Genomic DNA, 25,681 nt, shown 5'->3' on the forward strand with positions numbered 1-25,681 from the left:
TCTTCACGCTTATACGCAGTCTCCCTGGTGCGCCGGGCTTTCTGGCCACCATGCGCGACAACGCGCTTACGCGCGTTGCGCGGGACACCAGCGTCGGGGTGTCAGGACGCTGCGACTTCACGTCCGCAGCAACACCGTTCGTCAGCGCATCAAAGATACGCTCCGGCTCGCCGCGGCCATCGCTCCCCGCCTCGCGTGTCGTGACGATCGCGCGCAACGCCCCTCCGCAAGTGAGGCGGGATGCCGATAGACAACCACGATTTCTGAAAATGCGAAACAGGAATATTTTTCGCCGAGGGACTGGACAGGCCGACTCGCGTTGAAACTGCTGGCGAACTTCGCGTTTTGGCGCACGTGCTTTTGGAAGCGATTTCCAGCTCTCGTACGATCGCGGCAGCGAGATCGACCTCTCTGCCCGCCCGATCACTGGCACCGAACGCGCCACCATCAGCAATCGAGCGCTGCCCAGGACCGAAGGTCGGCTTTGCCCTTGCTCACATTGAGGGAGTGAGTGATGTTCGTGAGCATTGAGTGCTCAGGAAATGACATGCAACCGATCACCTTCGAACTGCGCGACATCGATGCCGGCGTGGTGAGGGCTTGGCAGAAGTACTTCAAGGGGATCGACAACGTGCGGATCTCGCACGGCGACATCTTCGATAGTGCGGCCGATGCAATCGTGAGCCCTGCCAACAGCTTCGGTTACATGGACGGCGGGATTGATCTGGTTTACCTCCGCCGCTTCGGTTGGGAATTGCAGACAAGGCTTCAGGCTCACATCAGAGACGAGCATGACGGTGAACTGCCAGTGGGACAGGCGACAATCGTCGAGACATTCGACGCGACCATTCCCTATCTTGTGAGCGCGCCGACAATGCGAGTGCCGATGAACGTTTCCAATACGATCAATGCCTATTTGGCCTTTCGAGCCGCGATCCGGGCGGTCAAACTGCGCAATCGCGAGTCTCCCGCAGCCGACATTCGCACGATCCTTTGCCCTGGACTATGTACGGCGATCGGCAGAATGTCAGCCGATCTGTCGGCACGACAGATGGCCGCAGCCTTTGAAGCTTGCGTGCTCAATCAATTCGTGGGGCCGAGCGGTCATCGCTACTTGCTGGGCTCGTAATAGTCAGATGGACCTGAGTTCTCCTTCGGATCAAGCGCGTCGATGACACGCTGGCCGATCCGCTTCCGACCTCCCCCAGTAACCCCAGGACGATCGCATATCGCAGCAGCGGCCTCGACCCGGACATCATATCGAGTGGATTGCTCCGTCATGCGCGGGCTTGACCCGCCTGCGGGGCCGAAGCCCCTTCGGCGCGGCGAGGGCCCGCGCATCCATGTTTTTTTGGGGTAGCAAAAGCATGGATGGCCGGGTCAAGCCCGGCCATGACGATGTGGAAGCCGCGGTGCGACCAACATATCATCGCGTGATGTCGCCGCCCGACCTTACTTGTGGGGAGGGTTCCCGTATCCCCAGGCGTTCGGCGAAGCGCATCAGGTAGCCATCCGGATCTTGAACGAGAAATTCACGTTGTCCGTATTCTTGGTCCCCGACCCGATACCAGGTTTCGCTCGCTTGCTCGTAGAGCGGCCAATTTGCATTCTCCAGAGCCTTCAGCATCGGCGCGATGCGATCGACGACCATCTGGAAGTTGATGCCTCGTCCAAACGGACGCTCCATCGCCGCCGTCTCCCAGCGCCCGTTGAGCTCGCAAAGCATCACCTGCAAACGTCCCCGCACGAGATATGCAAACCGGGCAGCTGGGCGATCATAAGCGACTTCGAAGCCAAGCAGATCCCGCCAGAACGATAAGCTGTCTTGGAGGTTCGAGACGCTGAGCTCGGGGACAAGATCGGCCCAACCGCCTTGCGGCGCATTCCCCGTGCTATCTGAGGTTGCACGAGAGACAGGATCTGAAAGGAACGATTGAGACATTTTGAGATCACCCGGCGGCTAATTTCATGTCCGACCAGCTTGTCGGCGCGCTCTTCACCGGAATATCAAATCGAAGAGCGTACGCAATCCAATAGCTCTTCTGGGAAACGTCGCTCGACCACGAACACATCCCGCCGCAAGGCATACACATACGACATGAGCGGGTTTGTAGTTTGGATCTGAACTGTCCTACTCAATTCGGGTCGCCCCATCGCGAGCATCACTCGGCTGCTAACATTCAGGCGTCGCCGTCCCTGAACCCGGTTGCCTGGACAGTGATCGCGCTGATCGTGTCCTTGGCTCTTCCATGATCTGCGATAGACCCTCAATGAGGAAACCCGGACCTCGTCTGATCGAGCTCTCTGATGACTTGGGTCCGCACGGTCCGAGGAAAAGCAGCTTGATCGGCATGAAAATACCAGAAGCCGCCGCAGATCGACAGACCGTGCGATACTCATCGGTGCTTGGTCACCGGCTTTCGAAAACCGTACAAGCGTGTGAGAGCCGAGCGCGTTAGTTCACTCTCCAATTCGTGACTCAAAAATGTGAATTGCTTTACAGCGACAGGCCGCCGCGCTGCTAGATTGCGCGCGGCTGATGAGCCCAAGCCAAATCAACTCGATCCCAACTCAGTCGTCGATGCCTGTGCGAGTGTATGTGGGTCCTATCGCCAGGGGCCATCAGCCAGGTTGCGTATCTGACTATGAACCGACGCAGGCGGCAGGCACCTTTCGACCTGCCGGTCATGCAGCAGCAACGCTGCTTCGCTACTCTGACAAGTGCAAAACCGAACTGCTCATTGCGAAACGCCTTTTTGAGGTCCGTGCGGGCCAAGACCATTCGGCCAAGACCATTCGCGACATCGTATTTGCCCGTCATTGGGCTCTCACATTTTCAAGGAGCGCGCTCATGGATGTTCTCGATGTTTTCAGTCAGGACTCGGCACACATCGCCAGCCACATCAGCGACGAACCTTCGGGAAGCAGTCGCGAAGACGAAATCACTCACCGGCGTTGGGCAAGGTGTGTTCTGGCCTTCTATCTCAGCCTGTTCTTGGGAGGTGCGACAGCGATAGCGATCCGTCAGATGGTGACGCCGCCAAGCGGCACAGAACAACATGCCTCGGTGCACTCTGACGTGCTGTCAAAGCACTAGCGGTTCACGAGACGGTAAGAACCAGCTTTTTTATCCCGACTGATATTCATAGGAGTTCGACATGGCGATTGCAGGGTTCGTTCATTCGACATCTCCGGCGCAGGTCACGCGGAACCATGACGGCTGGATCATTGCGGGATACGCTCTGCTCGCAGCTATCGCGCTTGCTGCGCTTTATGTTGCTTCCGGTGGTCCGGGAAACGACCCGGCCGCCCTCGCCACCATGGTGGCCATGCCTTGATTGGTAGCTGAAGATGCGAGGCCTCCTGGTTCTCTTGCTTGCCGCTACGATGATATTGGCAGCCCGCGCGCAGCACCAAGAGGACTTTGTGCCGCGCCCGACCGAACCCATGCCGCAGATCAACGTGCCCTAGCGTCCAGGGGCTTCAGATCGGCGACGCCAGCGGCGCGAATCCGTCTTCGTAGATCAGGCGGAGCGAGTCGATGCGCCCAAGCCGGCTTCTGCATTCGGCGGATTGACCTGGCGGTCTGCTCGGCATCGGCTTTGGAAGTGCACCCGGCAGAGCTGGTTGTACACCGTCATCTACCTTGATACCGTGACGTGGCGGACCAGCGAGAGGCAAGGCTCCTATTGGAACCCCCGGAGGCGGTCGCGCATGAGTCTGCATGGAGAATCTGATCATCGCGCTCCTGCCCCGGGAGCGATACTCCGTTGCGGTGCGATACACCGCCACGCTCATCATCGTGGGCATTGCGACGCTGCTGCGTCTGTCGCTCTCTGAGGAGCTGCAACACTATCCCGTGCTCCTGTTCATCCCCGCCGTGTTCCTGTCGGCGCTGCTGTTCGACAGGGGCTCGGGATTTTTCGCGACAATCGTCAGCGCGCTGATTGCTATCTATCTGTTCATCGAGCCGGCCGGCAGCTTTGGCCTCTACATCCGCGAATTTGTACCGCTCAGCATCTTCGTTGGTATCGGATTCGCCATCTCGGCTGTGATGGAGGCCTTGCGCCGGGCGATCGACAAATTGAGTCGCGCGGAAGCGCAGAAGAGCCTGCTGCTGGAGGAGCTCGGGCACCGGACCAAGAACGATCTCTTCATGGTCTCATCTGTCCTGAAGCTGCAGGCCAGGGCTCAGAAGGACCCTAGGATCAGAAGCGCGTTGGAAGCGGCGGTGGCGAGAGTGGCTGTCATCGCGCGCGCCCAGGAGCGGCTGCGCGGCGACAAGGACGGCGGCACCGTGGAGCTCGCCGGCTATCTCGAAGATCTTTGCCATACGCTCGGCGATATGCTGCGGAATGTGCGACCGATTGCGGTCGTCGTCAATTCAGAGCGCGTCGAGGTCAGTTCGTCCGATGCGGTTTCGATCGGCCTGATTGTCAACGAGCTCGTGACCAACGCCTTCAAATATGCCTTTCCCCAGGACCGGGGCGGCACGGTCAAGGTGATGTTGTCGCGTCACACGAGGGGTCTCGAGCTGGTGGTCGAGGACGATGGCGTGGGTTGTCCTCCAGAGCCGTCTCAGGGCATGGGATCGCGTCTGGTGCGGCTCTTGGCGGCTCAGATGCAAGGTGATTTGAGACGTGATGCCGCACACGGGGGATGCAAGACCATCGTCAGCCTTCCGATCGAGAGATTGGCCTAATGGGGCGTCGTTGCAGAGTTCGTTGCTCAGGTGCGACTACTTCCTCCCACCCTTCCCACCATGTGCATGGCCGTGATCATGATCATGCGAATGGTCGTGGGAATGAGAATGAGACTGCACGGCTTCGATCGGCATCATCACCACATGACCGTGGCGCACGCCGCGCTCGGCGATGACGTGATCGGCGAACGCCTTCACCTCGGTGCTCTTGCCCTTGAGCACGGTGACCTCGAGACAGCTTTCGTGGTCGATATGCACGTGCAAGGTCGCCTGCGCGAGCCCGGAATGATCATGCGCTTCCTGCGTCAGCCGCTTCGGCAATTCGCGCGCGGCGTGATCGTAGACATAGCTCAACGTCGCGATGCAGTTGCGGCTCTCGGTGCCTTCGCTGTCGGCACGCTCGAGCCCGCCGCGCAACAGGTCGCGGAAGGCTTCCGAGCGGTTCGCGTAGCCGCGCTGCGCCATGAAGTCGTCGACGTCGGCCAGCAGGTCGTCGTCGATCGTGATGGTCAGGCGTTGCATGCAGGTCTCTCCCGGGCGGGCCTCTGGGCAGCAGTATGATCTTTTCACATTGACATCATACCGGCGTCACCGTAGCGTTCTTTAACATTCGACAAGCGGGCGCTCCAAGCGATCTCGCCGAAGGCTGTGCGAGGCCGGCGGCGAACGATGGCGCATGCCCGCATGGGATGGCTGGGGCTGCGAGAATGAGTTTGCGTGGGTGGGGCCTGGGCGTGCTGGCATTGTCAGCCGTCCAGCAGGTCGGGATGGCGTGTGCACAAACGGCGGCGGAGCCAGGCAAGCCCGTGGCGGCCGTGACCACGCTCCCTGAAGTCAACGTGGACGCGCCTGCGCGCAGCAGCAAGCCGAAGCCGCAGATCAAGCGCCAGACGCAGCGCCAGCCATCGACCGCGGCCCATCACACCGCCGCCGCGCCGGTGCCGTCGCAGGCGGCCGCCGCCTCCGGCGCACCGAATGTCGCCTCGGGCCCGTCGCTCGGCCAGAGCATGGCGAGCGAAGTCACGATCTCGGGCGAGGAGATCAATGCGCGCCCCGCCACGCGGCCGGGCGAGGTGCTCGAAGCCGTGCCCGGCCTGATCGTGACCCAGCACTCCGGCGAGGGCAAAGCCAACCAGTATTTCCTGCGCGGCTACAATCTCGACCACGGCACCGACCTCGCGCTCTATGTCGACGACGTGCCGGCCAACATGCGGACCCACGCGCACGGCCAGGGCTATGCGGACCTGAATTGGCTGATGCCGGAGACGATCGGCCGGGTCGATGTGCGCAAGGGACCCTATTTCGCCGATGAAGGCGATTTCGCCTCGGCCGGCAGCGTCCATATCGGACTGATCGACAGCGTGCCGAAGGCGATCGCGCAAGTGACGGCCGGCAGCTTCGACTACCGTCGCTTCTTCGCGATGGATTCGAGCAAGGTCGGCAGCGGCAACCTGCTGATCGCCGGCGAAGCGGCACATTATGACGGGCCATGGACCACGCCCGACGACATGCAGAAGCTCAACAGCCTGGTGCGCTACAGCCAGGGCACCGCGACCGACGGCCTCTCGATCACCGGCATGGCTTATGCCAACCGCTGGACCTCGACCGACCAGGTGCCGGAGCGCGCCATGACTTCGGGACAACTCGGGCGCTTTGATTCGGAAGACCCGAGCGACGGCGGCAAGACCAACCGCTTCGCGCTGTCGGGCCGCATGGCCGGCACCGACGATGCCGGCACCTGGAAAGCCAACGCTTATGTGGTGAAGAGCCAGCTCGACCTCTATAACAACTTCACCTATGTGCTGCGCGATCAGCAAAACGGCGATCAGTTTCACCAGCATGACGAGCGCCTGATGCTCGGCGCCAACGCCTCGCGCACGCTGAACAGCAGCCTCGTTGGCTTGCCGATGGAAACGACCTTCGGCGTGCAGACGCGCTATGACGACATCGGGCTGGCGCTGAGCTACACGGCGCAGCGCGCGTTCCTCTCGAACGTCCGCAGCGACAAGGTCGGCGAAGGCTCGGTCGGCCTCTATGTCGAGAACACGGTGCGATGGACCGACTGGCTGCGCACCACGGTCGGCTATCGCGGCGACTATTACCAGGCGCACGTCTATTCGCTGTTCGACGGCAACAATAGCGGAGACACCAGCGCCAGTATCGGCAGCCCTAAATTCCGCATGACCATCGGCCCGTTCAACAAGACCGAGTTCTTCCTCGGCGCCGGCTATGGCATGCACAGCAACGACGCCCGCGGCGCCACCACGACCGATGATCCGAACAATCCCGGCACCAGGCTCGACTCCTCGCCGCTCTTGGTCCGCACCAAGGGCGCGGAGGTCGGCCTGCGCACGCGGATCGTCCCTGGGCTCGACTCCTCGCTCAGCCTGTTCATGCTCAATCAGGATTCCGAGATCCTGTTCTCGGGCGATGCCGGCGACACCGAGGCGAGCCGGCCGAGCCGGCGCTACGGCTTCGAGCTGACCAACCATTATCGCCCGGCGTCCTGGATCGACATCGACGCCGATCTCGCCATGACCCACGCGCGCTTCGTCGGCTATGACAGCGGCCAGGCGGAGACCTTCGCCTCGCTCGCGGGTTATCCAGAAGCGCAGCTCGGCAACGCACCTGGCAACTACATCCCCAACGCGCCGGCGATGGTGGCGTCCGCCGGCATCACGCTGGGCGAAAAGACCGGCTGGTTTGGGGCCTTGCGCTGGCGCTATCTCGGTTCCACGCCGCTCACCGAGGACAATTATTTCCGCTCGACGGCGACCAGCATCTTCAACGGCCGCGTCGGCTTTCGCGACGCCAATGGCTGGCGCATCCAGCTCGACGTGCTGAACCTGTTGAACACCAGAGCCAACCAGATCGCATATGGCTATGGCTCACTGATTCCCACCGACCAGCTCTACAAGGATTGCTATGTCACGCCGCCGGCAACGCCGGTGCCGACGCAGGTGTGCCAGAACGGCGTGATGGACCGCGTGCTGCATCCGGTCGAGCCGCTGACATTTCGGATCACGGTGGCCGGCACGTTCTGAAACGTGCTAGTGTGCACGCCCGCTCCCCAAGCCGGACGCAACTCATGTCCGACCGCACCTCGCATTGGCAGGCCGTCTACACCAGCAAGGCCGAGACTGAGGTCAGCTGGTATCAGGACAATCCGGCGATCTCGCTGCGCCTGATCCGCGACGCCAACGCCGCGCCGGCATCGCGCATCATCGATATCGGCGGCGGTGCTTCGCGGCTGGTCGATGCGCTTCTGGCCGCCGGCTATCGCGCGCTCGCGGTGCTCGACATCTCCGCAGCGGCGCTCGAGGCGGCGCGGGCGCGGCTCGGCACCGCCGGAGCGGAGGTCGAATGGATCACAGCCGACGTGACGACATGGATGCCGCAGCAGCGCTATGACATCTGGCACGACCGGGCGGCGTTTCACTTTCTCACCGAGGAGCGCGACCGCCGCGCCTATGTCGAGCGGATGCGCGAGGCCGTGGTCCCGGGCGGGCAGATCATCATCGGCACCTTCGCGCTCGATGGCCCTGAGAAATGCAGCGGCCTTTCGGTGCAGCGCTACGACGCGCAAAGTCTCGCCGACACGCTCGGCCCGCCGTTCGAGCTGCTCGACAGCTGTACTGAAGCCCATCGCACGCCATGGGATGCGGTTCAGCAATTCCAATTCAGCCGCTTCCGCCGCAGCTGAGTTAGCAACGCGCGACACCGCGCATGCGTCACGCGGTGCGCCACATCAGCTCCAGTCCCTCCAACTCGGCAAAGTCGACAGCCTCGGCCGGAGCTTCATGGCGGGCGCTTGACGCACGCTGTGGACGCGCGCGCGGCGGCGTCCGCTCCAGCCGCTCAGCATCGGCCACGACACGTCGCGCGAGCTTCATCGTCCTGCAGATCAAGACAGCGCCGTCATCGGTCCCCACTGCGAAGCCCGCGCCAAGCGCCGTGATGCAATACCCTGCCATATGCGCCTCCAACCCCCGCGGCAACATCACCCCGCGCGCCTTGTTCCTGGCGACTGTGGCAGGTCTAGTGTCGGCCAAAGGCAGACCGCGGATCTGGTAAACGAGAGGTTAGCCGGCCTTCGAACGAATTGGATTTGCGCTGTCGCACCAAGGCGATGCAGCACGGCCAGAGGCAGTGGTAGCATATGCTTCAGTCATCCTCGGCCTCGTCCTCTTCGTTATTCCGCCCCCGCTTCGAGCGGGCCTCCTTGCGGCTTGGAATCGAACTCGTCAGATCAGGATCGCGCGCACCGTAGCCAAAGCGGTGCTGCTGGGCGCGCGCGGCCACCACCTCGCCCGACACCGCCGCCGGCTGGCAGATCAGGCGGCGGCTGGCGCGGCGCATCAGATCAACGTGGATGTGATCGTAGTGATAGACGTTGGAGCCGGGCGCCAGCACCGTGGTGAATTGCTGACAGGCGCCGGCCTCGACATCGCGCAGGAATCCCTGCTCCTCCGGCAGGCCGTGCCAGCCGTCCTTCACGGTGATGCGCCGGCCGTCGGCCAAGGTAAAGGCGGCGACGTCGAGCGCATTGCCGAACGCGTGTTCGGAGATGTGGGCGCTCGGATTGCCGTTCATGCCGCGACAGGAATAGGCCGAGATCTGCTTGATCTCGACGACGCGCGCGCCAAACCAGCGCATCGCGGCGGGCTGCACGGATTCGGCGAGCCAGTGGTCGAGCGCCGAGACGATCGGGCACGCCAAGGTCGCAGTCGGCTTCACCGCGACCGGCCCGACCGCGCCGACGACGTCGCCACGCGACGGCCCGAGCCGCGGCGCCTCAGGCTGCTGGCCATAGGGCCGCAGCGGCGCTCCCTGTGCCGGCGGATAGGCGCCCGGCGCGCGTTCCGGCGGGAGGTTGATGTCGTCCTCGCCGGGCTCCATCCCGGGTGGATTGAGCGACAGCGGTCCGCTCGCCGGCGCTGCGTAGGCCGGCTGCCGGGTGGTGTCATTGAGATAGCCGGCGGGCGGTGGATAGGATGACGGCGGGATGGACGCCTGCGGAGTGGGTGGCCGCGCCGGATAAGGTTGCGATGACGGATAAGACGACGACGGTGGATAGGCCGGCGGCGGCGAGGTGGCCGGCGGCTGGTTGATCGGCCAGCGCGGCTGATTGCCGATCGGCGCCGGCGGACGCAAATCTTCGTCGGCAAAGCCGTAAGACGCCGTGCCCTCGCCGAGCGCGGCCACCTTCAGCGGATAATCCGCACCGCACATGCCGGGGCCGGTGATCGGCTCGATGCGCACGATCTCGGCGCTCTCCTTCACCGCACCGGATTTCAGGCAGGCGATCTCGGCCTCGGCCCGCCACGGCTCGCGCTCCTGGAAAAATCCACGGCCGCAACCCGCAAGCGAGACAAGGACGATGGAGCCGACGAGATACAAACGAACTCCGCGCGTCATGCCCAGAGATTTGCGGCAATTTGCTTAAAGACTTATCAATGCCGTGTGCTGATACCGCGCGGCCGATCGCGATACGGAACTGGCAGCGCGGCTGTCTTTTTTGCCGCCCCCGATCCGCTATCATCGTCAAATCGATTGCGAAATCGACGGGGAATCCTGGAGCCATTGCCATGACCGTCGCCGGCCGGCTGAGTATGGTTGCCGCCTATCTCGCGTTTGCATTCGTCGGCGCCATTGTGCTCGGCCTGTTTTGAACAAGCAAAGTTGATCTCATTCCGCGCTGAACGCGTTTGCCGCGCCCTGTTCTGCGGCAGCCAGACCTGGAAGCGCGCCGGCTGAGCAGGCAGGTCGTTGATGCTGGTCCTTCATAAAGGCGCGGCCACCGGCCGGGCCCGATCGCATTCATCATGCATTCAGCCGTGCCCCGCTGAAATCGGCGCGTCGCCCTTCCCTCGCCGTCCTCAGCGGATTCATCGTGAACATCCTACGGCTTGCCTTCGCAACCTGGCTGCTTGGCGCCCCGCTGCTCGGCACGCCCGCAAGCGCGGCGCCATCGCTGTCATCGGCAGCCGCCAAGACGCCGCCGACCAGCACGCAGATGGCGCAGGCCCAGCCGACGCAACCGGCCACTCCGCCCGCATCGCCAGACAATGCCGCTGCCCCCGCGAGCGCCGAGCCGATCGGCAATGTCGCCGCGCTGAGCGGCACCGTCACCGTGATCCGCAACAAGGATTCGCTGCCGCTGAAGCTGCGTGACGACATCTTCCTCAACGACGTCGTGCAGACCTCGGCGGCCTCCTCGCTCGGCATCACCTTCGACGACGGCACCACGTTTCATTTGTCGGCCAATGCCAGAATCACGATCGACAATTACGTCTATGAAGACGGCGGCAAACAAAATAGCGCGGTGTTCAATATCGGCCGCGGCACCGTCGCCTTCGTCGCGGCAGCGGTGGCGAAGACCGGGGACATGAAGATCGACACGCCGACCGCCACGCTCGGCATTCGCGGCACCACCGGCGTCGTCGACGTGCCCGACAACGCCTCGGCCGCAGCCGGCGCAACCAACAACGTCGCGATCAAGCTCTATCCCGATGCGGACGGACGCGTCGGGCATATCGAGGTCAACGACCGCAACGGTGCGCGGCTGGGCGCCCTGACGACGGCATCAAGCGGCTTTTCGATTCGCCCGGGCGCCGTCGGCGCCCGCTTCGCCGCCGTTCCGATGGTGATCGCCGCCCGCGAGATCCAGCGCGACCAGGGCTTTGTGCGGCAGGTGCATACGACGCAGAGCGTCGGCCGTCAGATCGTCACCGAGCAGCGCGCCTTCCGCAGAGCCAATCCCGGCCTCGCGCCGAACCGCGGCACGCCGCAGGCACCGCAGCGGCCGAATACCGGCCCCGGCCAGAACAACAATCGTCCCGCTGCGCAGCCGCCCGCGGCACCAAACAACCGGCAGAGCCAGCCACAGCAGCCCGGCGCGCGTCCACCGCAGAACCAGCCGGGACAGCCGAGCCGGCCGCAGCCGAATGACCGCCGCGGCGAGCGACAGAACAATCCGCAGGGACAGCCATCGCGGCAAGGCCAACCACAGCCGCCGGCGCTGCCGGGCCGGCAAGGCCAACAGGGCCAGCCGCCGCAACCGACCACTGCGGCGCGACCCGCAGCGCTGCCAATCCAAGCGCCTCCAGCAAAAATGCATCCTGGCGCCGCGGCGCGGCCTGCCCCGCCAGCCCAACCGCCGCGGCCGGCGCCGCAGCGCAAGCGCCCAGCCCCCAAGCACGGGCGGCAGCCCGAGCCACGCTGACCTGCGGCGCGCGGCCTCCGATAGCGGCGCTGATCGATGTCGAAATCAGGCGACCTTCGCCGGGCGCTCAGCCGTCGCGGCGGGCGCAGCTGCGCGCAGCGGCAAGGACAGCCGGACCCGCAATCCCATGGGCTCGTTCGGCATCAGGGCGATGCTACCGTCATGCTTCTTCAGGATCTCATGCGCGATCGAGAGCCCGAGACCGAAGCCGGTGCCGCTGGCGGAGCGCGCCTGGTCGAGCTTGACGAAGGGCTCGAGCGCGCGCGACTGCAAGGCGGCAGGAATCCCCGGACCGTCATCAGCGATCTCGATTGCGATCGCGCCGTCCATCGAGGCGGCGAGGCTGACGACGACGCTGGTGCCGTGCTTCACGGCGTTCTCGACCACGTTGGTCACCGCGCGCGCCAGCGCCCGCGGCCGGCATTCGTAGACCAACCGCTCCGGTCCGTCGTAAGACACGACATAACCGACGTCGGAGAAATCGCAGCAGATGGTCTCGAGCAGGCTCGACAGCTCGATGCGCGACAGCTGCTCGGCCTTGGAATCATCGCGCAGGTAGTCCAGCGTCTCGTCCAGCATGCGGCTGACCTGATCGATGTCGCGCAGCATGGCGTTGCGCAGCTCGAGCTGGCCGATGCGCTCGGAGCGCAGCCGGAGCCGGGTCAGCGGCGTACGCAGATCGTGGCTAATGGCGGCCAGCATGCGGGTGCGGTCATCCAGCAGGTTGCGGATCCGCGCCCGCATCTCGTTCAGTGCTTCACTGACCTGCACGATTTCGCGCGGGCCCCTTCCGGTCAGGCTCTCATGCGCATCCGGCGAGCGGCCGAAGGCTGCAGCCGCACGCGCCACCGCCGACAAGGGCTGAATGATGGCGCGCGCCACATAGATCGACAACAGCAGCGCCATGAACACGATGATGATGAGAACCACCACGGTGGGCTTCAAGAGCAGCGGCCAAATGCTTGGGCGGGGAACGTCGTCGAACACTAGCGCGCGCTCGGCATCGACCTGCACGATGATCTGCGTCGGCGGGCCGTCGGCATAGCGCACGCCGTTGAGCACGGTGATGTCGCGCTGCGCGGCAAGCTGCCGCCGCGCCAGCTGCGAGGTCCAGGGCGCATCCTTGTCGCCGCGCCTCGCCTGCGCGAGCGCTGCCAGCGGCACGATCTCGGCATTGAGGCCGGAGCTGCGCGCCCCGGACAGCACGCCCTCGACAGCATCCGCATCCTTCGCTGCGCGCACGAAATGGGTGATGTCGATGACGCGCACCACGCCATAGGCCGGGGATTCCTGTTCGTTCGGCGGATCGAAGAAGAGCATCAGAGCGGCGATCACCAGCGCGACGCCGAGCAGGACCGACAGGGAGGCAAGCGCGACGATCTGCGTGGTGATGCCGAACGGCAGCCGCAACCGCTTAATGTCCATCATCGATCGTCTCGACTCGTGGCGTGAAGACATAACCGCCCAGGCGGACGGTCTTGATCATGGACCAGCTCTTCGCGCCCGGCTCGATCTTCTGCCGGATGCGGCTGATGTGAACATCGATGCTGCGCTCGACCGGCCCGGCCTGGCCGCCATGGGCGAGCTCGATCAGTTGCTCGCGCGACATCACGCGGCCTGAGTTACGGCAGAACGCGAGCAGGATGTCGAACTCGGCGCTGGTCAGCGTGATCTTGACGCCCTCGGGGTCGGCGAGCGAGCGCGTCGTGGGATCGATGCGCCAGCCGTCGAAACGCATGGGCGACAGCCGGCGCGTACCCATCGCGCCGGAATAGCCCTGGGCACGGCGCAGCAGCGCGCGAATGCGCGCCACCAGCTCACGCGGGTTGAAAGGCTTGACAACATAGTCGTCGGCGCCGAGCTCCAGTCCGAGAATGCGGTCAATGTCCTCACCCTTGGCGGTCACCATGATGATCGGAACGCCCGAGGTCTGGCGCAGCCTGCGGCAGATGCTCATGCCGTCCTCATCGGGCAGCATCAAGTCGAGCATGATCAGATCGAACGGCTCACGCTGCAGGAGGTCGTTCATCGCGGCTGCAGAGGCGACGAAGCGCGGCGAAAAACCGTGATCCTGCAGCACTTCGGTGATCAGGCTGGCGATCTCCCGATCGTCCTCGACGCAGAGGATGCGGGCATTGCCGGGCAGAGCCGCGTCAGTAGCAACGGTCGCATTGTGTGACGACATCATGGGCGCAACATGGTCGATTTCCGGCTGAAAGAACAGTGCCGAGCCGCGGCCAATGATGGCGAAATCAAGTTGAATTATTAACGTAGAAACATTTCTTGACAGATCTTAATCCGCGGCAATCCGCACTCCGCCTATAGCCTCATCAAACTGATAACAGGGATGTCTTCGCGGTCGGCCTGAATGATCGGCGCGGCATCCTTTGAGTGCAGGCGAATTCGTCGAACGTGAAGACTCCTCTCGTCCTCTTGTGCCTCGCCGGCCTGCCGCTCGCGGGCTGCGCCGTTGGTCCCGATTATGCGACTCCTGCGCTGAGGCTGCCCACGACCTGGAGCAGCGATCGCCATTCACGACCGAAGCCGCCGCAGCTGTCGCATTGGTGGCGCAATCTGAAGGACCCGTTACTCGATGCGCTGATCGCGGAAGCCGTCGACGGCAATCTCGACGTCGCCGCGGCGAAGGCCCGCATCCGCGAGGCACGCGCGACGCGGCGTCAGGCGGTGGGCGCGCTGTTTCCGACCATCACAGGCTCCGGCACGGCGACCGAGAGCCGTACTGCGGCGAGCGCGACCGGTGGCTTCGACGTCAGTCCGACCACCTACAGCCAGTACCAGGCCGGCTTCGATGCGAGCTGGGAGCTCGATCTGTTCGGCGCCAACAGGCGCGCGGTCGAAGCCGCGAGCTACGGCGTCGATGCCGCGGAAGACGATCTGCGTGCGACACTGCTCACGCTGGTTGGCGATGTCGCCTCCTATTACATCGATGCCCGCGCCTATCAGGCGCGCGCAGCGCTCGCCCGCCGCACCGGCGCATCGCAACGTCAGACGGCGGCCCTGACCGAGCGCAAGCTCGCCGCCGGCTCGGCCTCCGCGGTCGATAGCGAAAAGGCCAATGCGCTCGCGGCCTCTACCGAAGCCACGATCCCGACCTATGAAGCCTCCTATCAGCAGCAGGTGCATCGGCTGGGCGTGCTGCTCGGGCGCGATCCGGCCGCGCTCGCGGCGCGCATGGCCAAGGCGACTGCCATTCCGGCGCCGCGGCTGCCTCTGCCCAACGGTATCCCCGCCGACGTCCTGACGACGCGTCCCGACGTGCGCAAAGCCGAACGGCAGCTCGCGCAATACACCGCCAAGATCGGCCAGGCCGAGGCCGCGCTCTATCCCGATGTCAGCCTGAGCGGCTCGGTCTCGACCACGGCGTTGAAGCTCGGCGATCTCGGCAAGACCTCGACGATCGGCTGGTCGATCGGACCGAGCGTGAGCGTCCCGATCTTCAACGGCGGCAAGCTTGCTGCCGCGGTGGAGATCGCAGAATCGCAGCGCGACGAATATCACGTCGCCTGGCGCAGCGCGGTGTTGAGCGCTCTCGAAGACGTCGAGAACGCGATCGTGAATCTAGACCAGGAACGGCTGCGGATCGGAAGCCTAGCCGATTCGGCGAAGCGCTATGGCGAGGCGGCGCGACTGTCGCGCGCGCTCTACGAGACCGGATCGAACACCTTCCTCGACGTGCTCGATGCCGAGCGCTCGCAATTCTCCGCCGAAGACAGCCTGTTGGCTAGCCGCGCCAATGTGGCGAAGGACTATGTCGCGCTCGCCAAGGCGCTCGGCGGCGGCTGGGACGGCGAGATCGACGTGAGCAAGCCGGAGGTGGTGGATACCGGGACGGGTCCGCACTTGGCGCAGAGCCGTTGAGAGTTTGATCGCATGAATGCTCCGCTTAATGCTCCCCTTGCCAATCCGCCGCGACCAATGCCGCTGGCGCAGCCGCAAGATCCCGGCAAGCCGTCGCCGCCGAAGCCGCATCGATCGCGACGCTGGCTGTTATGGCTCCTCGTTGCCGTCGTGGTGGCAGCAGCCGGGCTGGTTGCCCGCGCCAGATGGTCGGACAATGCCGCCGCGAAGCTTGCGACCGCGCCCGTGACGCTCGGCGACGTCGAGCAGACGGTGCTCGCGACCGGCACCCTGAAGCCGGTCAAGCTGGTCGCGGTCGGCGCCCAGGCCTCGGGACGTCTGGTGAAGCTGAACGTCCAGCTCGGTCAGACGGTCAAGGCCGGCGACCTGATCGGCGAGATCGACTCGCTGACCCAGCAATACACGCTGCGCACCAATGAGGCCGCCTTGCGCAATGTGCGCGCCCAGCGCGACGAGAAGCTGGCGACGTTGGCGCTCGCCGAAGCCAATCTGGCGCGCCAGCAGACCACGCTGGCGCAGAAGGCCTCGTCCCGCGCCGACTATGATTCCGCCGAAGCGACCCAGAAGCAGACCGAAGCCCAGATCGCGCAGCTCGATGCGCAGATCATCGAGGCTGAGATCGCGATCGAGACCGCGAAGGTCAATCTCGGCTACACCCGTATCACCGCGCCGATCGACGGCACCGTGCTCGCGATCGTCACCCAGGAGGGACAGACCGTCAATGCGGTGCAGTCCGCACCGACCATCATCGTGCTCGGCCAGGTCGATACCATGACGGTGCGGACGGAGATCTCCGAGGCCGACGTGGTCAAGGTGAAGCCAGGACAGAAGGTCTATTTCACCATCCTCGGCGATCCCGATCACCGCTTCCAGGCAACGCTCCACCATATCGAGCCGGCCCCGGAATCGATCAAGAGCGATTCGAGCTTCTCGTCCTCGAGCACCACGACATCGTCGAGCAGCAGCTCCTCATCCTCATCGTCGTCATCCAGCTCAACGGCAATCTATTATATCGGCGTTTTCGACATCGGAAACGCCGACGGCCGCCTGATGACCTACATGACGGCCGAGGTGCACATCCTGCTCGGCGAAGCGCATCATGTGCTGACGATTCCTGCCTCCGCGCTCGGCAGCGTTGGCCCGGACGGCAGCACTTCCCTCCGTGTCGTCGGCAGCGACGGCGCGGTCGCCAAGCGCGCGGTCAAGATCGGTCTGAACAACAAGATCACGGCCGAGGTGCAGTCGGGCTTACGCGAGGGCGAGCGCGTCGTCATCGGTGCGGCCGAGGACACGACGTCCAAGAAGACGGTGATGCCGCCGCCGCCCGGAGGGCCATGAGCGTGGCCGAGCCTCTGATCACGTTGGAGAAGGTCAGCCGCGCCTACGCCTCCGGCGAAAACACGGTCTATGCCCTGCGCGAGCTCGACATCACGATCGCGCGCGGCGAGATGGTGGCGATCATCGGCGCCTCCGGCTCCGGCAAGTCGACCCTGATGAACATCCTGGGCTGTCTGGATCGGCCGACGTCCGGCAGCTACCGGATCGCCGGACGCGAGATGAACTCGCTCGACCCGGACGAGCTGGCGGCGCTGCGCCGCGAGCATTTCGGCTTCATCTTCCAGCGCTACCATCTGCTTGGCGAGCTCACGGCCGCCGACAATGCCGAGGTGCCAGCGGTCTATGCCGGGCTGTCACCGGCTGCGCGGCGCCGGAAAGCGATCGGGCTGCTCGAACGGCTCGGCATGGGCGGCCGGACCGAGCACAGGCCGGGCCAGCTCTCGGGCGGCCAGCAGCAGCGCGTCTCGATCGCGCGGGCGCTGGTCAACGATCCCGACGTCATCCTGGCCGACGAGCCGACCGGCGCGCTCGACAGTCGCAGCGGTGAGGAAGTCTTGCGCATTCTCGATGAGATCAGCGCCACCGGCCGCACCGTGATCATCGTGACGCATGATGCGAGCGTTGCCCGGCGCGCGCGGCGCATCATCGAGTTGCAGGACGGCCGCATCCTGTCCGACCGCCCCAACCCGGAGCGCGTAGGCGCCGCACTGGCGCGAACGTCCGAGGCGACCGCACAAGAGACGGCGTCGGGTTCGTGGCGCGCCCTGTTCGACCGCTTTCGCGAAGCGGCGCGGATGGCGCTGCTGGCGATGAACGCGCATCGGCTGCGCGCCTTCCTCACCATGCTCGGCATCATCATCGGCGTCGCCTCGGTGGTCTGCGTGCTGGCGCTCGGGCTCGGCTCGCAGGAGCGCGTGCTGGAGAACATCAACAGCCTCGGCACCAACACGCTCGAGGTGTTTCCCGGCAAGGATTTCGGCGACACCCGCTCGGGCAAGATCAGGACGCTGGTGCTGTCCGATGCACGCGTGCTGGCGCAGGAGACCTATGTCGATGCGATCTCGCCGACGGTGTCCACCACCAGCACGCTGCGGTTCGGCGCGATCGAGGTCAGCGCGCAAGTCAGTGGCGTCAGCGAGGACTATTTTCGCGTCAAGGGCACCAAGCTGGCCGCGGGTAGCTTCTTCGATCATGACACCGTGCGCTCCTACGCCCAGGATGCCGTGATCGACGACAATGCGCGCAAGGCGCTGTTTCCCGATCCCGACGCCGACCCGCTCGGCCGCGTGATCCTGATCGGCAAGGTGCCGTGCCGGGTGGTCGGCGTGACCAAGCAGCAGCAGGGCGGCTTCGGCTCCAGCGCCAATCCGACCGTCTATCTGCCCTACTCCACCGTGGAGGCGCGCTTCCTCGGCAACCAGATCCTGCGCTCGATCAGCCTGCGCATCGCCGAGACCACGCCGATGGATGCCGCCGAGCGCGCCGTCACCGCGCTGCTCACCGCGCGCCACACCACCAAGGACTTTTTCATCCTCAACACCGACGACATCCGCCAGACCATCCAGAGCACCGCACAGGTGCTGACCTTGCTGGTCGCCGCGATCGCCGTGATCTCGCTTCTGGTCGGCGGCATCGGGGTCATGAACATCATGCTGGTCTCGGTCTCCGAGCGCGTCGGCGAGATCGGGGTGCGCATGGCGGTCGGCGCCCGCCGCAGCGATATCCTGATGCAGTTCCTGATCGAGGCGGTGTTGATCTGCCTGCTCGGCGGCTCGCTCGGCATTGCCGCCGCCCTGCTGTTCGGCACAGTCTTCAACGCCTTCGATGTCGGCTTCCGCCTGATCTATTCGCCGCTGGCGATGGTCGGCGCTGCCGTCAGCTCGATGGCGATCGGCATCGGCTTCGGCTACATGCCAGCCCGCAATGCCTCGCGGCTCGATCCCGCCACCGCGCTGGCAAGGGAGTAGCGGCGGCTTGTCAATATCCGCCGGCGATGACCGCGACGCCGGCAACGGCGAGCGCGGCACCGGCCCAGGCCGCTGCCGGTGGCCGCACTCCGCTCGTCATCCAGAGCAGAGGCAGGATCGCTACCGGCGTGGTCGAGGACAGCGTCGAGACGATGCCGACCGGCTGCCCGGACAGCGCAAACAGCACCAACGTCATGCCGACACCCATGCCGAGCACGCCGCTCGTGGCTGATCGGAGCGCGACCGCTATGGTCGGCGCTTCGCTATGAAAGCCCGGCAGGCGTGACATGACGAAGAGTCCAAGCAGTCCAACAGCGGCACGGACGGCGGTGGCTGTTGCCGGATCGACGCCAGCCGCCATTACCGGCCGCGCGATCAGGACCGCGCCGGCCGCAGCCGCCGCTGCCGCCAGCCCAAACACCACACCTCCGATCGACGTGCCATGACCTTCATCCACCGTGGTCAGCTTCGCTGACGGTCGGCATATTATGGCGAGCGCGACCCCGCCAATGACGGCGCCGATTCCGGCGACCTTCATGAGCGACAATGTTTCGCCGAGCAGAAGATAGCCCAAGACCGCAGCAAAGGGCGCCCAGCTCGTGTAGATCACCGAGGTCTGCCGAGGCCCAAGCCGCGCCAGCGCCGCATAGAAGCAGGAGTCGGCGATGACGATGCCAATGACCCCAGAGGCACCGAGCGCCAGAAGCTGCTTCGCGGAGGGCAAGGCCCAATGGCCGCCCAACACAACGAGGAGCACCACGACGATGAGCGCGGCCACAAGTCGCCAGCAATTGAAGACGACCGGACCGAGATGGCGGATGGCGCTTGGGGCAACCAGATTGCTCAGCGCGATACTGAACGCGGCAATGAGTGCCGCCAGATCGTACAGCATGGATCGCAGCCCATCCCCGACCAAAGGCCAATGGGTCTAGCTTACGACAAAACTGCGCTGTCAGCGCGAGGCCGTCTCGGTCACCTTCTGCTCGGCCGGGGCGCCCTTGTCGGCCCATTCTGGCGGCGCACCGAGCCGGTTGGCCACCAGGCCAATGACGCCGGGATCGCGACCGAACGCCTCGCAGGCCGCATATTTCGGCTTGCCACCGAGCGAGGATCCGATCTTGTCCAGCGACGGCAACTGCGGAAGCTTGCCGAACGGCGTCGTTCCCGTCACCAGCATCTGGCCGAAATCGTCGCTAAACGCGACGGCGAGCTCGTAGGCGTCCCCCGCGGTCGACAGCGTCGGCGAGTTGGTGAAGGAATTGGCGCCGCGCCCCCAGACCATCGCGGCCTGTTGCTTGCCACCCCGATCCAGCGCCTCGGCTTCGATGGTCAGGCTGCCGAGCCCGATCGGCAGCCGCGGCACCGGCACCGGAGCCGCGACGCCAAGCGCCGCCGGGACCACCGACACCACTTTCGATGCTCCCGCCGCGATCCTGTCCGTGGGGGAGGCCTGCGTGACCACGGCGTGCGTGGTCAAATCGGCCGCCTCGCCGCGCCCCACGACGACGAAACGCTCGCTCAAATCGACGCACAACGCGCGATCGACAGCATTGGCAACGAGCTTGCGCTGTTCATCCGACAGAGCCGGCGCCGCGTTTTGTGGGAAGATCGCCGGCGAGACGCGGATGGTCTTCGCGGCAAGCACCCTGTCCTTGTTGACGTGGAGGAGCGACTTCGCAAGCACGCCGTCCGATGGCGCCAGCTCCTGATAGGAAGCAAGCGTGCCGCTCTGCGTCATCGGCGCGGTCGCGCAGCCGCACAACATGAGCGCGAGAGCGGGACTGATGAGGTTCGCCGCGATGTGCGTTGAGCGGAAGCCCCTGCCGATGCCGATTGCAGCGACACGCTGCGGCACGACGTCTTCACCACGCATCCGGCTGCCCCCACACTCATCGTTGCGCGTCTGACACGCGAGCGCGCGATCTCTGTGAGAAATAGTGAGTGCATGGGAGCGGCGGGATTAAGAATACGAGGCGGCGTAACGAAATGTTGAGACGATTAGTTCGCGCTCATTCATGCCGCGCCACGGCCATTGTTAAGTCAACGCAGTGGCGGTTGTCCGCCCGGGACACGCTTTTGCTACAACTGAGCCTCGATCGCGGCCTTGTCGATCACTGACCAAACTCGCCAGATTTTGGCGTCCTGAAACAAATAGAAGACATTTTCCGCAAACGAGACTCTCTTCCCATTCACAGCGAGGCCGAGGAATTGTCCCTTAGGCGTACACTCGAACTTCAACCGGCTCGCGATGTAAGGCGGATCCGAGATCAAGAGCTCGACGTTGAAATAGAGATCAGGAATCTCGCGGAAATCCTGCTCCAGCATCGCGCGATAGCCGGCGAGCCCGAATGGTCGCTCGTTATGGTGCACGTCGTCGGCGACGAACTGCCCAAGCTGCGGCCAGTCCTGCCGGTTGAGGCAGGCGATGTAGTCGCGGTAGATGTCTGAGAGTTCGTTCCTGGTCATGTCAGTCCTCCGTCGTCCCGAGCGGCGCTGGGAGCGATCAAATTGCTCAGCGCAATACTGAATGCGGCTGCGAGTGCCGCCAGATCGTACAGCATCAACGAAAGCCCATTTCCATCCGAACGCCGGTGGACCCAAGCTTACGACGAAGCAGCGCTATTGTCGTGATGCGGCCTCGGTTGCCTGCTGCTCGGGAGGCGCGCCCTTGTCGGACCATTCCGGTGGCGCGCCAAGCCGGTTGGCCACCATGCCGACGAGGCCGGGATCACGACCGAACGTCTCACAGGCGGCATATTTCGGCTTGCCGCCGAGCGAGGACCCGATCTTGTCGAACGACGGCAATTTCGGCGGCTTGCCGAACGGCGTCTCGCCCGTCACCAGCAGCTGACCGAAATCGCCACCGAACGCGACCGCGAGCTCATAGGCATCGCCTGCACTCGATACGGTCGGCGAGTTGGTGAAGGAATCGGCGCCGCGCGCCCAGACCATCGCGGCCTGCTGCCGGCCGGACTGGTCCAGCGCCTCGGCCTCGATCGTGAGGCTGCCGAGCCCGATCGGCAGCCTCGGCACCGGCGCCGGCACACCGAGCACACTCGGGACCACCGAAACCACCTTCGAGGCGCCGGCAGCCACCTTGTCGGTTGGCGATGCCTGCGTGACCACGGCTCGCGTCGTCAGATCGGCCGGCTCACCCGGCCCCACGATCTTGAAACGCTCGCTCAAGTCCATGCACAGCGCCCGATTCACCGCATTGGCAACCAGCTTGCGCTGCTCGTCCGACAAGGCCGGTGCGGCAGTCGGCGAAAATGCGGCAGGCGAGATGCGGAGCGTCTTCGCGGCCAGCACGGCGTCCTTGTCGACGTGGAGCAGCGATTTCGCGAGCACGCCGTTCGACGGCGCGAGATCCTGATAGGAGGCAAGCGCGCCGCTCTGGGTGATCGGCGCCGTTGCGCAGCCGCACAACATGATCGCCAGGCCGAGACCGATGAAGCCCGCACCATGCATCGCGATGCGCGCCAGACGGGAGACTCTGCAAATACCGACCGCGGCCGCCGACTGCGGCACGACGTCTTCATCACGCATCCCGCTGCCCCCACTCTCATCGTTGCGCGCGCGACACGCGGACGCACGACCTCTATGCGAGCAATAGTGAATAGATGGGAGCGGCGAGATCAAGAAATATTACGAAACGTAATGAAGTATTGCAGCGCAGCCACTGACGCGGCGGCGCCATCGGTTTCATCATCGACTGATCCACGTGACGAATCCGCGCACCATCACCCCGCGAGCTTATCCAGCGTGATCGGCAGATCGCGCACGCGCTTTCCGGTCGCGTGATAGACTGCGTTGGCGATCGCGGACGCGACGCCGACGATGCCGATCTCGCCGACGCCCTTGATGCCCATCTTGTTGATGATGCTGTCCGGCTCGTCGACGAAGATCACCTTGATGTCATGCACGTCGGCGTTCACCGGCACGTGGTACTCGGCGATGTTGGCGTTCATCACGCGGCCGAAGCGATGGTCGAGCTGTGCTTCCTCGTGCAGCGCCATGCCGATGCCCCAGACCACGCCGCCCATGATCTGGCTCGCCGCGGTCTTGGTGTTGATGATGCGCCCGGCGGCGACCGCGTTGACCACGCGCGTCACCCTGATCACGCCGAGTTCCTCGTCGATCTTTACTTCCGCAAAGATCGCTGAATGGGTGTTGTGGGCGTGGCTCTGCTCTTTCTCGAAGTCGGAGCCGCGCTCCTTCTCGATCCGGTCCATGCCGGCATGCCGCATCGCATCCGCCATGGCGATCCGGCGGCTGCGGTCGCTGCTCGCCACGATGGCGCCATCCGCCAGCATGACCTCGTCGGGCGCGAGCCCCTGCAACGGCGTCTCCGGCATCGCCTGCGCCGCCTTCAACAGCTCGGCGCGGATGTCGTCGGCCGCATTGACGATGGCATGCGAGATCGAGGCCGCGGTCCATGACCCGCCTTCCACCTGCGCCTTCGGCAGACTGGAATCGCCGAGCTTGACCGTGACGCTGTCGAGCGGCACGCCGAGCCGTTCGGCGGCGACCTGCGCGACGATCGTATAGGTGCCGGTGCCGATGTCGGAGGCCGCGCTTGCCACCTCGACATGGCCGTTGGCGGTCATCACGATCCGCGTCGCGAACGGCATCTGCAGCGCTTCCCAGACGCCGCTGGCCATGCCCCAGCCGACCAGCTCGTGGCCGTCGCGCATCGATCGCGGCTCGGGATTGCGCTGCGTCCAGCCGAACGCGTTCGCTGCCTGCCGATAGCACTCCTTGAGCTGCTTGCTGCTGAAGGGCAGGCCCTTGTCCTGATCCTGATCGGAATAACAATGCAGCCGCAGCTCGACCGGGTCCATCTTCAGCGCCACCGCGAGTTCGTCCATGGCGCATTCCAGCGCATAGACCCCGCTGGCCGCGCCGGGCGCGCGCATGTCGCCGGGCGTCGGCATGTCGAGCTTCGCCAGCCGGTGCGTCGCGCGCGAAGTCTCGGAGCGATAGAGCACGTCGCCCCAGCCGATGTCGTTGCGGGAGAACGATTCGTGCTGCGAGGTCATGGCGATGGCCTCGTGGGTGAGGGCTGCCAGCGTGCCGTCCGCATGGGCGCCGAGCGCCAGACGCTCGATGGTGGCGGGGCGATAGCACAGGCCGTACATCTGCGCGCGGCTCAGCACCACCCGCACCGAACGCTTCAGCTTGAGCGCCCCCATCGCCGCCAGTACGACCTCATATTGCGGCCGCAGGCCGGAGCCGAATGCGCCGCCGACGAACGGCGACAGCACCTGAACGTTCTCGGACTTCAGCCCGAAGACACCGCAGACATATTGCTGCACGTTCTGCACGCCCTGGGTCTTGTCGTAGACGATGAGCTTTCCGCCGCGCCAGATCACGGTTGCGGCAAACAGCTCCATCGGATTGTGATACTCGATCGGAACGACATATTCGGCGTCATGCCGCACCGCCGCGCCCGCCAATGCCTTGAGCGCATCGCCGCGCGGCTTCACCGGCTTGTCGACCTTGAAGGCCTGCTCACGCCGGGCGTGGAGGTCGGTCGCGGAGCTTTCGCTGTTATAGTTGATCTCGACCAAGGTTGCGGCGAAGCGCGCGGTGTCCTCGTCCTCGGCCACCACCAGCGCCACCGGCTGGAAGTTGAAGTGAACCTTGTCGTCATAGAGCGGGCGGAACGGCGCGCCGCCATGCGGCGCGACATCGTCGCGATAGTCGTCGTCCTTCGACCCCATCTTGACGCGGTTCTTGTGGGTGAGAACATCGATCACGCCCTCGACGGCAAGGGCGCGGCTGGGATCGATGGAGGCGATACGCCCGCGTGCGATGGTCGAGGAGACCACCACGCCATAGGCCAGGTCGGGTGCAGTGAACTCGCCGGCATATTTGGCGGCGCCGGTGACCTTGGCGCGACCATCGACGCGGGAGGTCGCGGTGCCGATGTAGGTGGAAGTGTGATCGGGCATGTTGTCAGGCATGGGATCACCGGATCGTCTTGACGGACTGGATTTGCGGGGTGGCATTCGCAGCCTGCGTCAAGGTGCGAATGATGGCGCGCCGCGCGAGGGGGATCTTGAACGCATTATGGGCATGGCCTTTGGCGTCCTTGAGCAGGACGTCCGCTGCGTCGGCGAAGACATCGCGGCTGGGCGCCTGTCCGCGCAGCGCCTCTTCCGCCGCGCTGTCGCGCCACGGCTTGTGCGCCACGCCGCCCAAGGCAAGCCGCGCCTGCTGAATATGACCGCCCACGAGCTCGAGCGCAGCCGCGACCGAAACCAGCGCGAATGCGTAAGACAGCCGGTCGCGGATCTTCAGATAGCTGTAGTTCGCTGCAAAGCCCTGCGGCGGCAGTTCGATCGCGGTGATGATCTCGTCGATGCGCAGCGTGTTGTCGAGGTCCGGCCGGTCCCCCGGGGGCCGATGGAAATCGGCAAACGGGACGATGCGCGCGCCGGTGGGGCCTGCGACATGCACGCTGGCGTCAAGCGCAGCCAGCGCCACGCACATGTCGGACGGATGGGTGGCGATACAGGCATTGCTGAACCCAAGGATGGCATGGTTGCGGTTGAGGCCGTCCTTCGG

The 25,681-nt window shown here is 64.8% G+C and carries 21 protein-coding genes and 1 pseudogene; 9 read left to right on the forward strand and 13 right to left on the reverse strand.

Annotation, left to right across the window (positions count from 1 at the left end; translation table 11 throughout):
• Window positions 1–217 (reverse strand): annotated as a pseudogene (locus BRAS3843_RS41905) (hypothetical protein); the annotation flags it as partial.
• A 330-nt stretch (window positions 218–547) separates the two neighbouring features.
• Here BRAS3843_RS41905 and BRAS3843_RS19605 point away from each other — a divergent pair.
• Window positions 548–1,129, forward strand: coding sequence for a macro domain-containing protein (locus BRAS3843_RS19605; RefSeq protein WP_139024921.1), 582 nt, complete (start codon window positions 548–550; stop codon window positions 1,127–1,129).
• A gap of 297 nt (window positions 1,130–1,426) precedes the next feature.
• Here BRAS3843_RS19605 and BRAS3843_RS19610 read toward each other — a convergent pair whose 3' ends face one another.
• A complete protein-coding gene (locus BRAS3843_RS19610) occupies window positions 1,427–1,942 on the reverse strand; it encodes a VOC family protein (RefSeq protein ID WP_008970745.1) in 516 nt (171 codons plus the stop codon).
• Between the two features lie 909 nt (window positions 1,943–2,851).
• Here BRAS3843_RS19610 and BRAS3843_RS19615 point away from each other — a divergent pair.
• Together BRAS3843_RS19615 and BRAS3843_RS19625 are read left to right on the forward strand one after the other, a co-directional pair.
• Entirely contained in the window at window positions 2,852–3,097 is a 246-nt protein-coding gene (locus BRAS3843_RS19615) for a hypothetical protein (RefSeq protein ID WP_008970746.1), read from the forward strand.
• A gap of 627 nt (window positions 3,098–3,724) precedes the next feature.
• Window positions 3,725–4,702, forward strand: a complete 978-nt coding sequence (locus BRAS3843_RS19625) for a DUF4118 domain-containing protein (protein ID WP_008970748.1) — start codon at window positions 3,725–3,727, stop codon at window positions 4,700–4,702.
• A gap of 36 nt (window positions 4,703–4,738) precedes the next feature.
• Here BRAS3843_RS19625 and nikR read toward each other — a convergent pair whose 3' ends face one another.
• On the reverse strand, window positions 4,739–5,224 hold the full coding sequence (gene nikR / locus BRAS3843_RS19630) for a nickel-responsive transcriptional regulator NikR (protein ID WP_008970749.1): 486 nt from the start codon (window positions 5,222–5,224) through the stop codon (window positions 4,739–4,741).
• 185 nt (window positions 5,225–5,409) lie between these two features.
• Here nikR and BRAS3843_RS19635 point away from each other — a divergent pair, with 185 nt between their 5' ends.
• Both BRAS3843_RS19635 and BRAS3843_RS19640 read left to right on the forward strand, forming a co-directional pair.
• A complete protein-coding gene (locus BRAS3843_RS19635) occupies window positions 5,410–7,746 on the forward strand; it encodes a TonB-dependent receptor (RefSeq protein WP_008970750.1) in 2,337 nt (778 codons plus the stop codon).
• 44 nt (window positions 7,747–7,790) lie between these two features.
• The gene (locus tag BRAS3843_RS19640; protein WP_008970751.1) at window positions 7,791–8,405 is read left to right on the forward strand and encodes a class I SAM-dependent methyltransferase; all 615 of its coding nucleotides are present in this window, start codon (window positions 7,791–7,793) and stop codon (window positions 8,403–8,405) included.
• Between the two features lie 28 nt (window positions 8,406–8,433).
• Here the strand turns inward: BRAS3843_RS19640 and BRAS3843_RS19645 are convergent, their stop codons facing one another.
• Together BRAS3843_RS19645 and BRAS3843_RS19650 are read right to left on the reverse strand one after the other, a co-directional pair.
• Window positions 8,434–8,676: a hypothetical protein gene (locus BRAS3843_RS19645; RefSeq protein WP_008970752.1), complete on the reverse strand. Its 243-nt coding sequence runs from the start codon at window positions 8,674–8,676 to the stop codon at window positions 8,434–8,436.
• Window positions 8,677–8,866: 190 nt separating this feature from the next.
• Window positions 8,867–10,120, reverse strand: a complete 1,254-nt coding sequence (locus tag BRAS3843_RS19650; protein ID WP_035982234.1) for an extensin family protein — start codon at window positions 10,118–10,120, stop codon at window positions 8,867–8,869.
• Between the two features lie 475 nt (window positions 10,121–10,595).
• Between BRAS3843_RS19650 and BRAS3843_RS19655 the strand changes: the two genes are divergently transcribed.
• Window positions 10,596–11,927, forward strand: a complete 1,332-nt coding sequence (locus tag BRAS3843_RS19655; RefSeq protein WP_008970755.1) for a FecR domain-containing protein — start codon at window positions 10,596–10,598, stop codon at window positions 11,925–11,927.
• A 45-nt stretch (window positions 11,928–11,972) separates the two neighbouring features.
• On the opposite strand, the gene BRAS3843_RS19660 is transcribed toward BRAS3843_RS19655, so the two are convergent.
• Together BRAS3843_RS19660 and BRAS3843_RS19665 are read right to left on the reverse strand one after the other, a co-directional pair.
• On the reverse strand, window positions 11,973–13,355 hold the full coding sequence (locus BRAS3843_RS19660) for an ATP-binding protein (RefSeq protein WP_050886479.1): 1,383 nt from the start codon (window positions 13,353–13,355) through the stop codon (window positions 11,973–11,975).
• Window positions 13,342–14,115, reverse strand: a complete 774-nt coding sequence (locus tag BRAS3843_RS19665; RefSeq protein ID WP_008970757.1) for a response regulator transcription factor — start codon at window positions 14,113–14,115, stop codon at window positions 13,342–13,344. Before BRAS3843_RS19665 ends, BRAS3843_RS19660 begins: the two co-directional genes overlap by 14 nt.
• A 224-nt stretch (window positions 14,116–14,339) precedes the next feature.
• On the opposite strand from BRAS3843_RS19665, the gene BRAS3843_RS19670 reads away from it, so the two are divergent.
• Genes BRAS3843_RS19670 through BRAS3843_RS19680 form a run of 3 tightly spaced genes read left to right on the forward strand, consistent with a single transcriptional unit; the run spans window position 14,340 to window position 19,111 of the window.
• The gene (locus BRAS3843_RS19670; RefSeq protein ID WP_035982243.1) at window positions 14,340–15,806 is read left to right on the forward strand and encodes an efflux transporter outer membrane subunit; all 1,467 of its coding nucleotides are present in this window, start codon (window positions 14,340–14,342) and stop codon (window positions 15,804–15,806) included.
• A gap of 12 nt (window positions 15,807–15,818) precedes the next feature.
• On the forward strand, window positions 15,819–17,144 hold the full coding sequence (locus tag BRAS3843_RS19675; RefSeq protein WP_008970759.1) for an efflux RND transporter periplasmic adaptor subunit: 1,326 nt from the start codon (window positions 15,819–15,821) through the stop codon (window positions 17,142–17,144).
• Window positions 17,145–17,146: 2 nt separating this feature from the next.
• The gene (locus tag BRAS3843_RS19680; protein WP_035982244.1) at window positions 17,147–19,111 is read left to right on the forward strand and encodes a MacB family efflux pump subunit; all 1,965 of its coding nucleotides are present in this window, start codon (window positions 17,147–17,149) and stop codon (window positions 19,109–19,111) included.
• A gap of 10 nt (window positions 19,112–19,121) precedes the next feature.
• On the opposite strand, the gene BRAS3843_RS19685 is transcribed toward BRAS3843_RS19680, so the two are convergent.
• From BRAS3843_RS19685 to BRAS3843_RS19710, 6 genes are all read right to left on the reverse strand, one after another.
• Window positions 19,122–20,003 (reverse strand): DMT family transporter, encoded by an 882-nt coding sequence (locus tag BRAS3843_RS19685; RefSeq protein ID WP_008970761.1) that lies wholly within the window; start codon window positions 20,001–20,003, stop codon window positions 19,122–19,124.
• Between the two features lie 60 nt (window positions 20,004–20,063).
• A complete protein-coding gene (locus tag BRAS3843_RS19690; protein ID WP_008970762.1) occupies window positions 20,064–20,984 on the reverse strand; it encodes a DUF3313 domain-containing protein in 921 nt (306 codons plus the stop codon).
• 206 nt (window positions 20,985–21,190) lie between these two features.
• Window positions 21,191–21,577, reverse strand: coding sequence for an ester cyclase (locus BRAS3843_RS19695; protein ID WP_008970763.1), 387 nt, complete (start codon window positions 21,575–21,577; stop codon window positions 21,191–21,193).
• Window positions 21,578–21,730: 153 nt separating this feature from the next.
• Complete coding sequence (locus BRAS3843_RS19700; protein WP_244425410.1) at window positions 21,731–22,579, reverse strand: DUF3313 domain-containing protein; 849 nt, start codon at window positions 22,577–22,579, stop codon at window positions 21,731–21,733.
• A 272-nt stretch (window positions 22,580–22,851) separates the two neighbouring features.
• Window positions 22,852–25,077 carry a xanthine dehydrogenase family protein molybdopterin-binding subunit gene (locus BRAS3843_RS19705; RefSeq protein ID WP_008970765.1) on the reverse strand — a complete coding sequence of 742 codons (2,226 nt, stop codon included), beginning with the start codon at window positions 25,075–25,077 and terminating at the stop codon, window positions 22,852–22,854.
• Window positions 25,078–25,081: 4 nt separating this feature from the next.
• A partial coding sequence (locus tag BRAS3843_RS19710) for an FAD binding domain-containing protein (protein ID WP_035982237.1) occupies window positions 25,082–25,681 on the reverse strand: 600 nt, incomplete at its 5' end.

This window comes from Bradyrhizobium sp. STM 3843 (assembly GCF_000239815.1).
Classification (GTDB): Bacteria; Pseudomonadota; Alphaproteobacteria; order Rhizobiales; family Xanthobacteraceae; genus Bradyrhizobium.

Excerpts from the sequence above, each read along its gene's own strand:
- BRAS3843_RS19605 (WP_139024921.1), top strand. The coding sequence starts at position 548 with ATGCAACCGATCACCTTCGAACTGCGCGACATCGATGCCGGCGTGGTG.
- BRAS3843_RS19610 (WP_008970745.1), bottom strand. The coding sequence starts at position 1,942 with ATGTCTCAATCGTTCCTTTCAGATCCTGTCTCTCGTGCAACCTCAGAT.
- BRAS3843_RS19615 (WP_008970746.1), top strand. The coding sequence starts at position 2,852 with ATGGATGTTCTCGATGTTTTCAGTCAGGACTCGGCACACATCGCCAGC.
- BRAS3843_RS19625 (WP_008970748.1), top strand. The coding sequence starts at position 3,725 with ATGGAGAATCTGATCATCGCGCTCCTGCCCCGGGAGCGATACTCCGTT.
- nikR (WP_008970749.1), bottom strand. The coding sequence starts at position 5,224 with ATGCAACGCCTGACCATCACGATCGACGACGACCTGCTGGCCGACGTC.
- BRAS3843_RS19635 (WP_008970750.1), top strand. The coding sequence starts at position 5,410 with ATGAGTTTGCGTGGGTGGGGCCTGGGCGTGCTGGCATTGTCAGCCGTC.
- BRAS3843_RS19640 (WP_008970751.1), top strand. The coding sequence starts at position 7,791 with ATGTCCGACCGCACCTCGCATTGGCAGGCCGTCTACACCAGCAAGGCC.
- BRAS3843_RS19645 (WP_008970752.1), bottom strand. The coding sequence starts at position 8,676 with ATGGCAGGGTATTGCATCACGGCGCTTGGCGCGGGCTTCGCAGTGGGG.
- BRAS3843_RS19650 (WP_035982234.1), bottom strand. The coding sequence starts at position 10,120 with ATGACGCGCGGAGTTCGTTTGTATCTCGTCGGCTCCATCGTCCTTGTC.
- BRAS3843_RS19660 (WP_050886479.1), bottom strand. The coding sequence starts at position 13,355 with ATGATGGACATTAAGCGGTTGCGGCTGCCGTTCGGCATCACCACGCAG.
- BRAS3843_RS19665 (WP_008970757.1), bottom strand. The coding sequence starts at position 14,115 with ATGATGTCGTCACACAATGCGACCGTTGCTACTGACGCGGCTCTGCCC.
- BRAS3843_RS19675 (WP_008970759.1), top strand. The coding sequence starts at position 15,819 with ATGAATGCTCCGCTTAATGCTCCCCTTGCCAATCCGCCGCGACCAATG.
- BRAS3843_RS19685 (WP_008970761.1), bottom strand. The coding sequence starts at position 20,003 with ATGCTGTACGATCTGGCGGCACTCATTGCCGCGTTCAGTATCGCGCTG.
- BRAS3843_RS19690 (WP_008970762.1), bottom strand. The coding sequence starts at position 20,984 with ATGCGTGGTGAAGACGTCGTGCCGCAGCGTGTCGCTGCAATCGGCATC.
- BRAS3843_RS19695 (WP_008970763.1), bottom strand. The coding sequence starts at position 21,577 with ATGACCAGGAACGAACTCTCAGACATCTACCGCGACTACATCGCCTGC.
- BRAS3843_RS19700 (WP_244425410.1), bottom strand. The coding sequence starts at position 22,579 with ATGCATGGTGCGGGCTTCATCGGTCTCGGCCTGGCGATCATGTTGTGC.
- BRAS3843_RS19705 (WP_008970765.1), bottom strand. The coding sequence starts at position 25,077 with ATGCCTGACAACATGCCCGATCACACTTCCACCTACATCGGCACCGCG.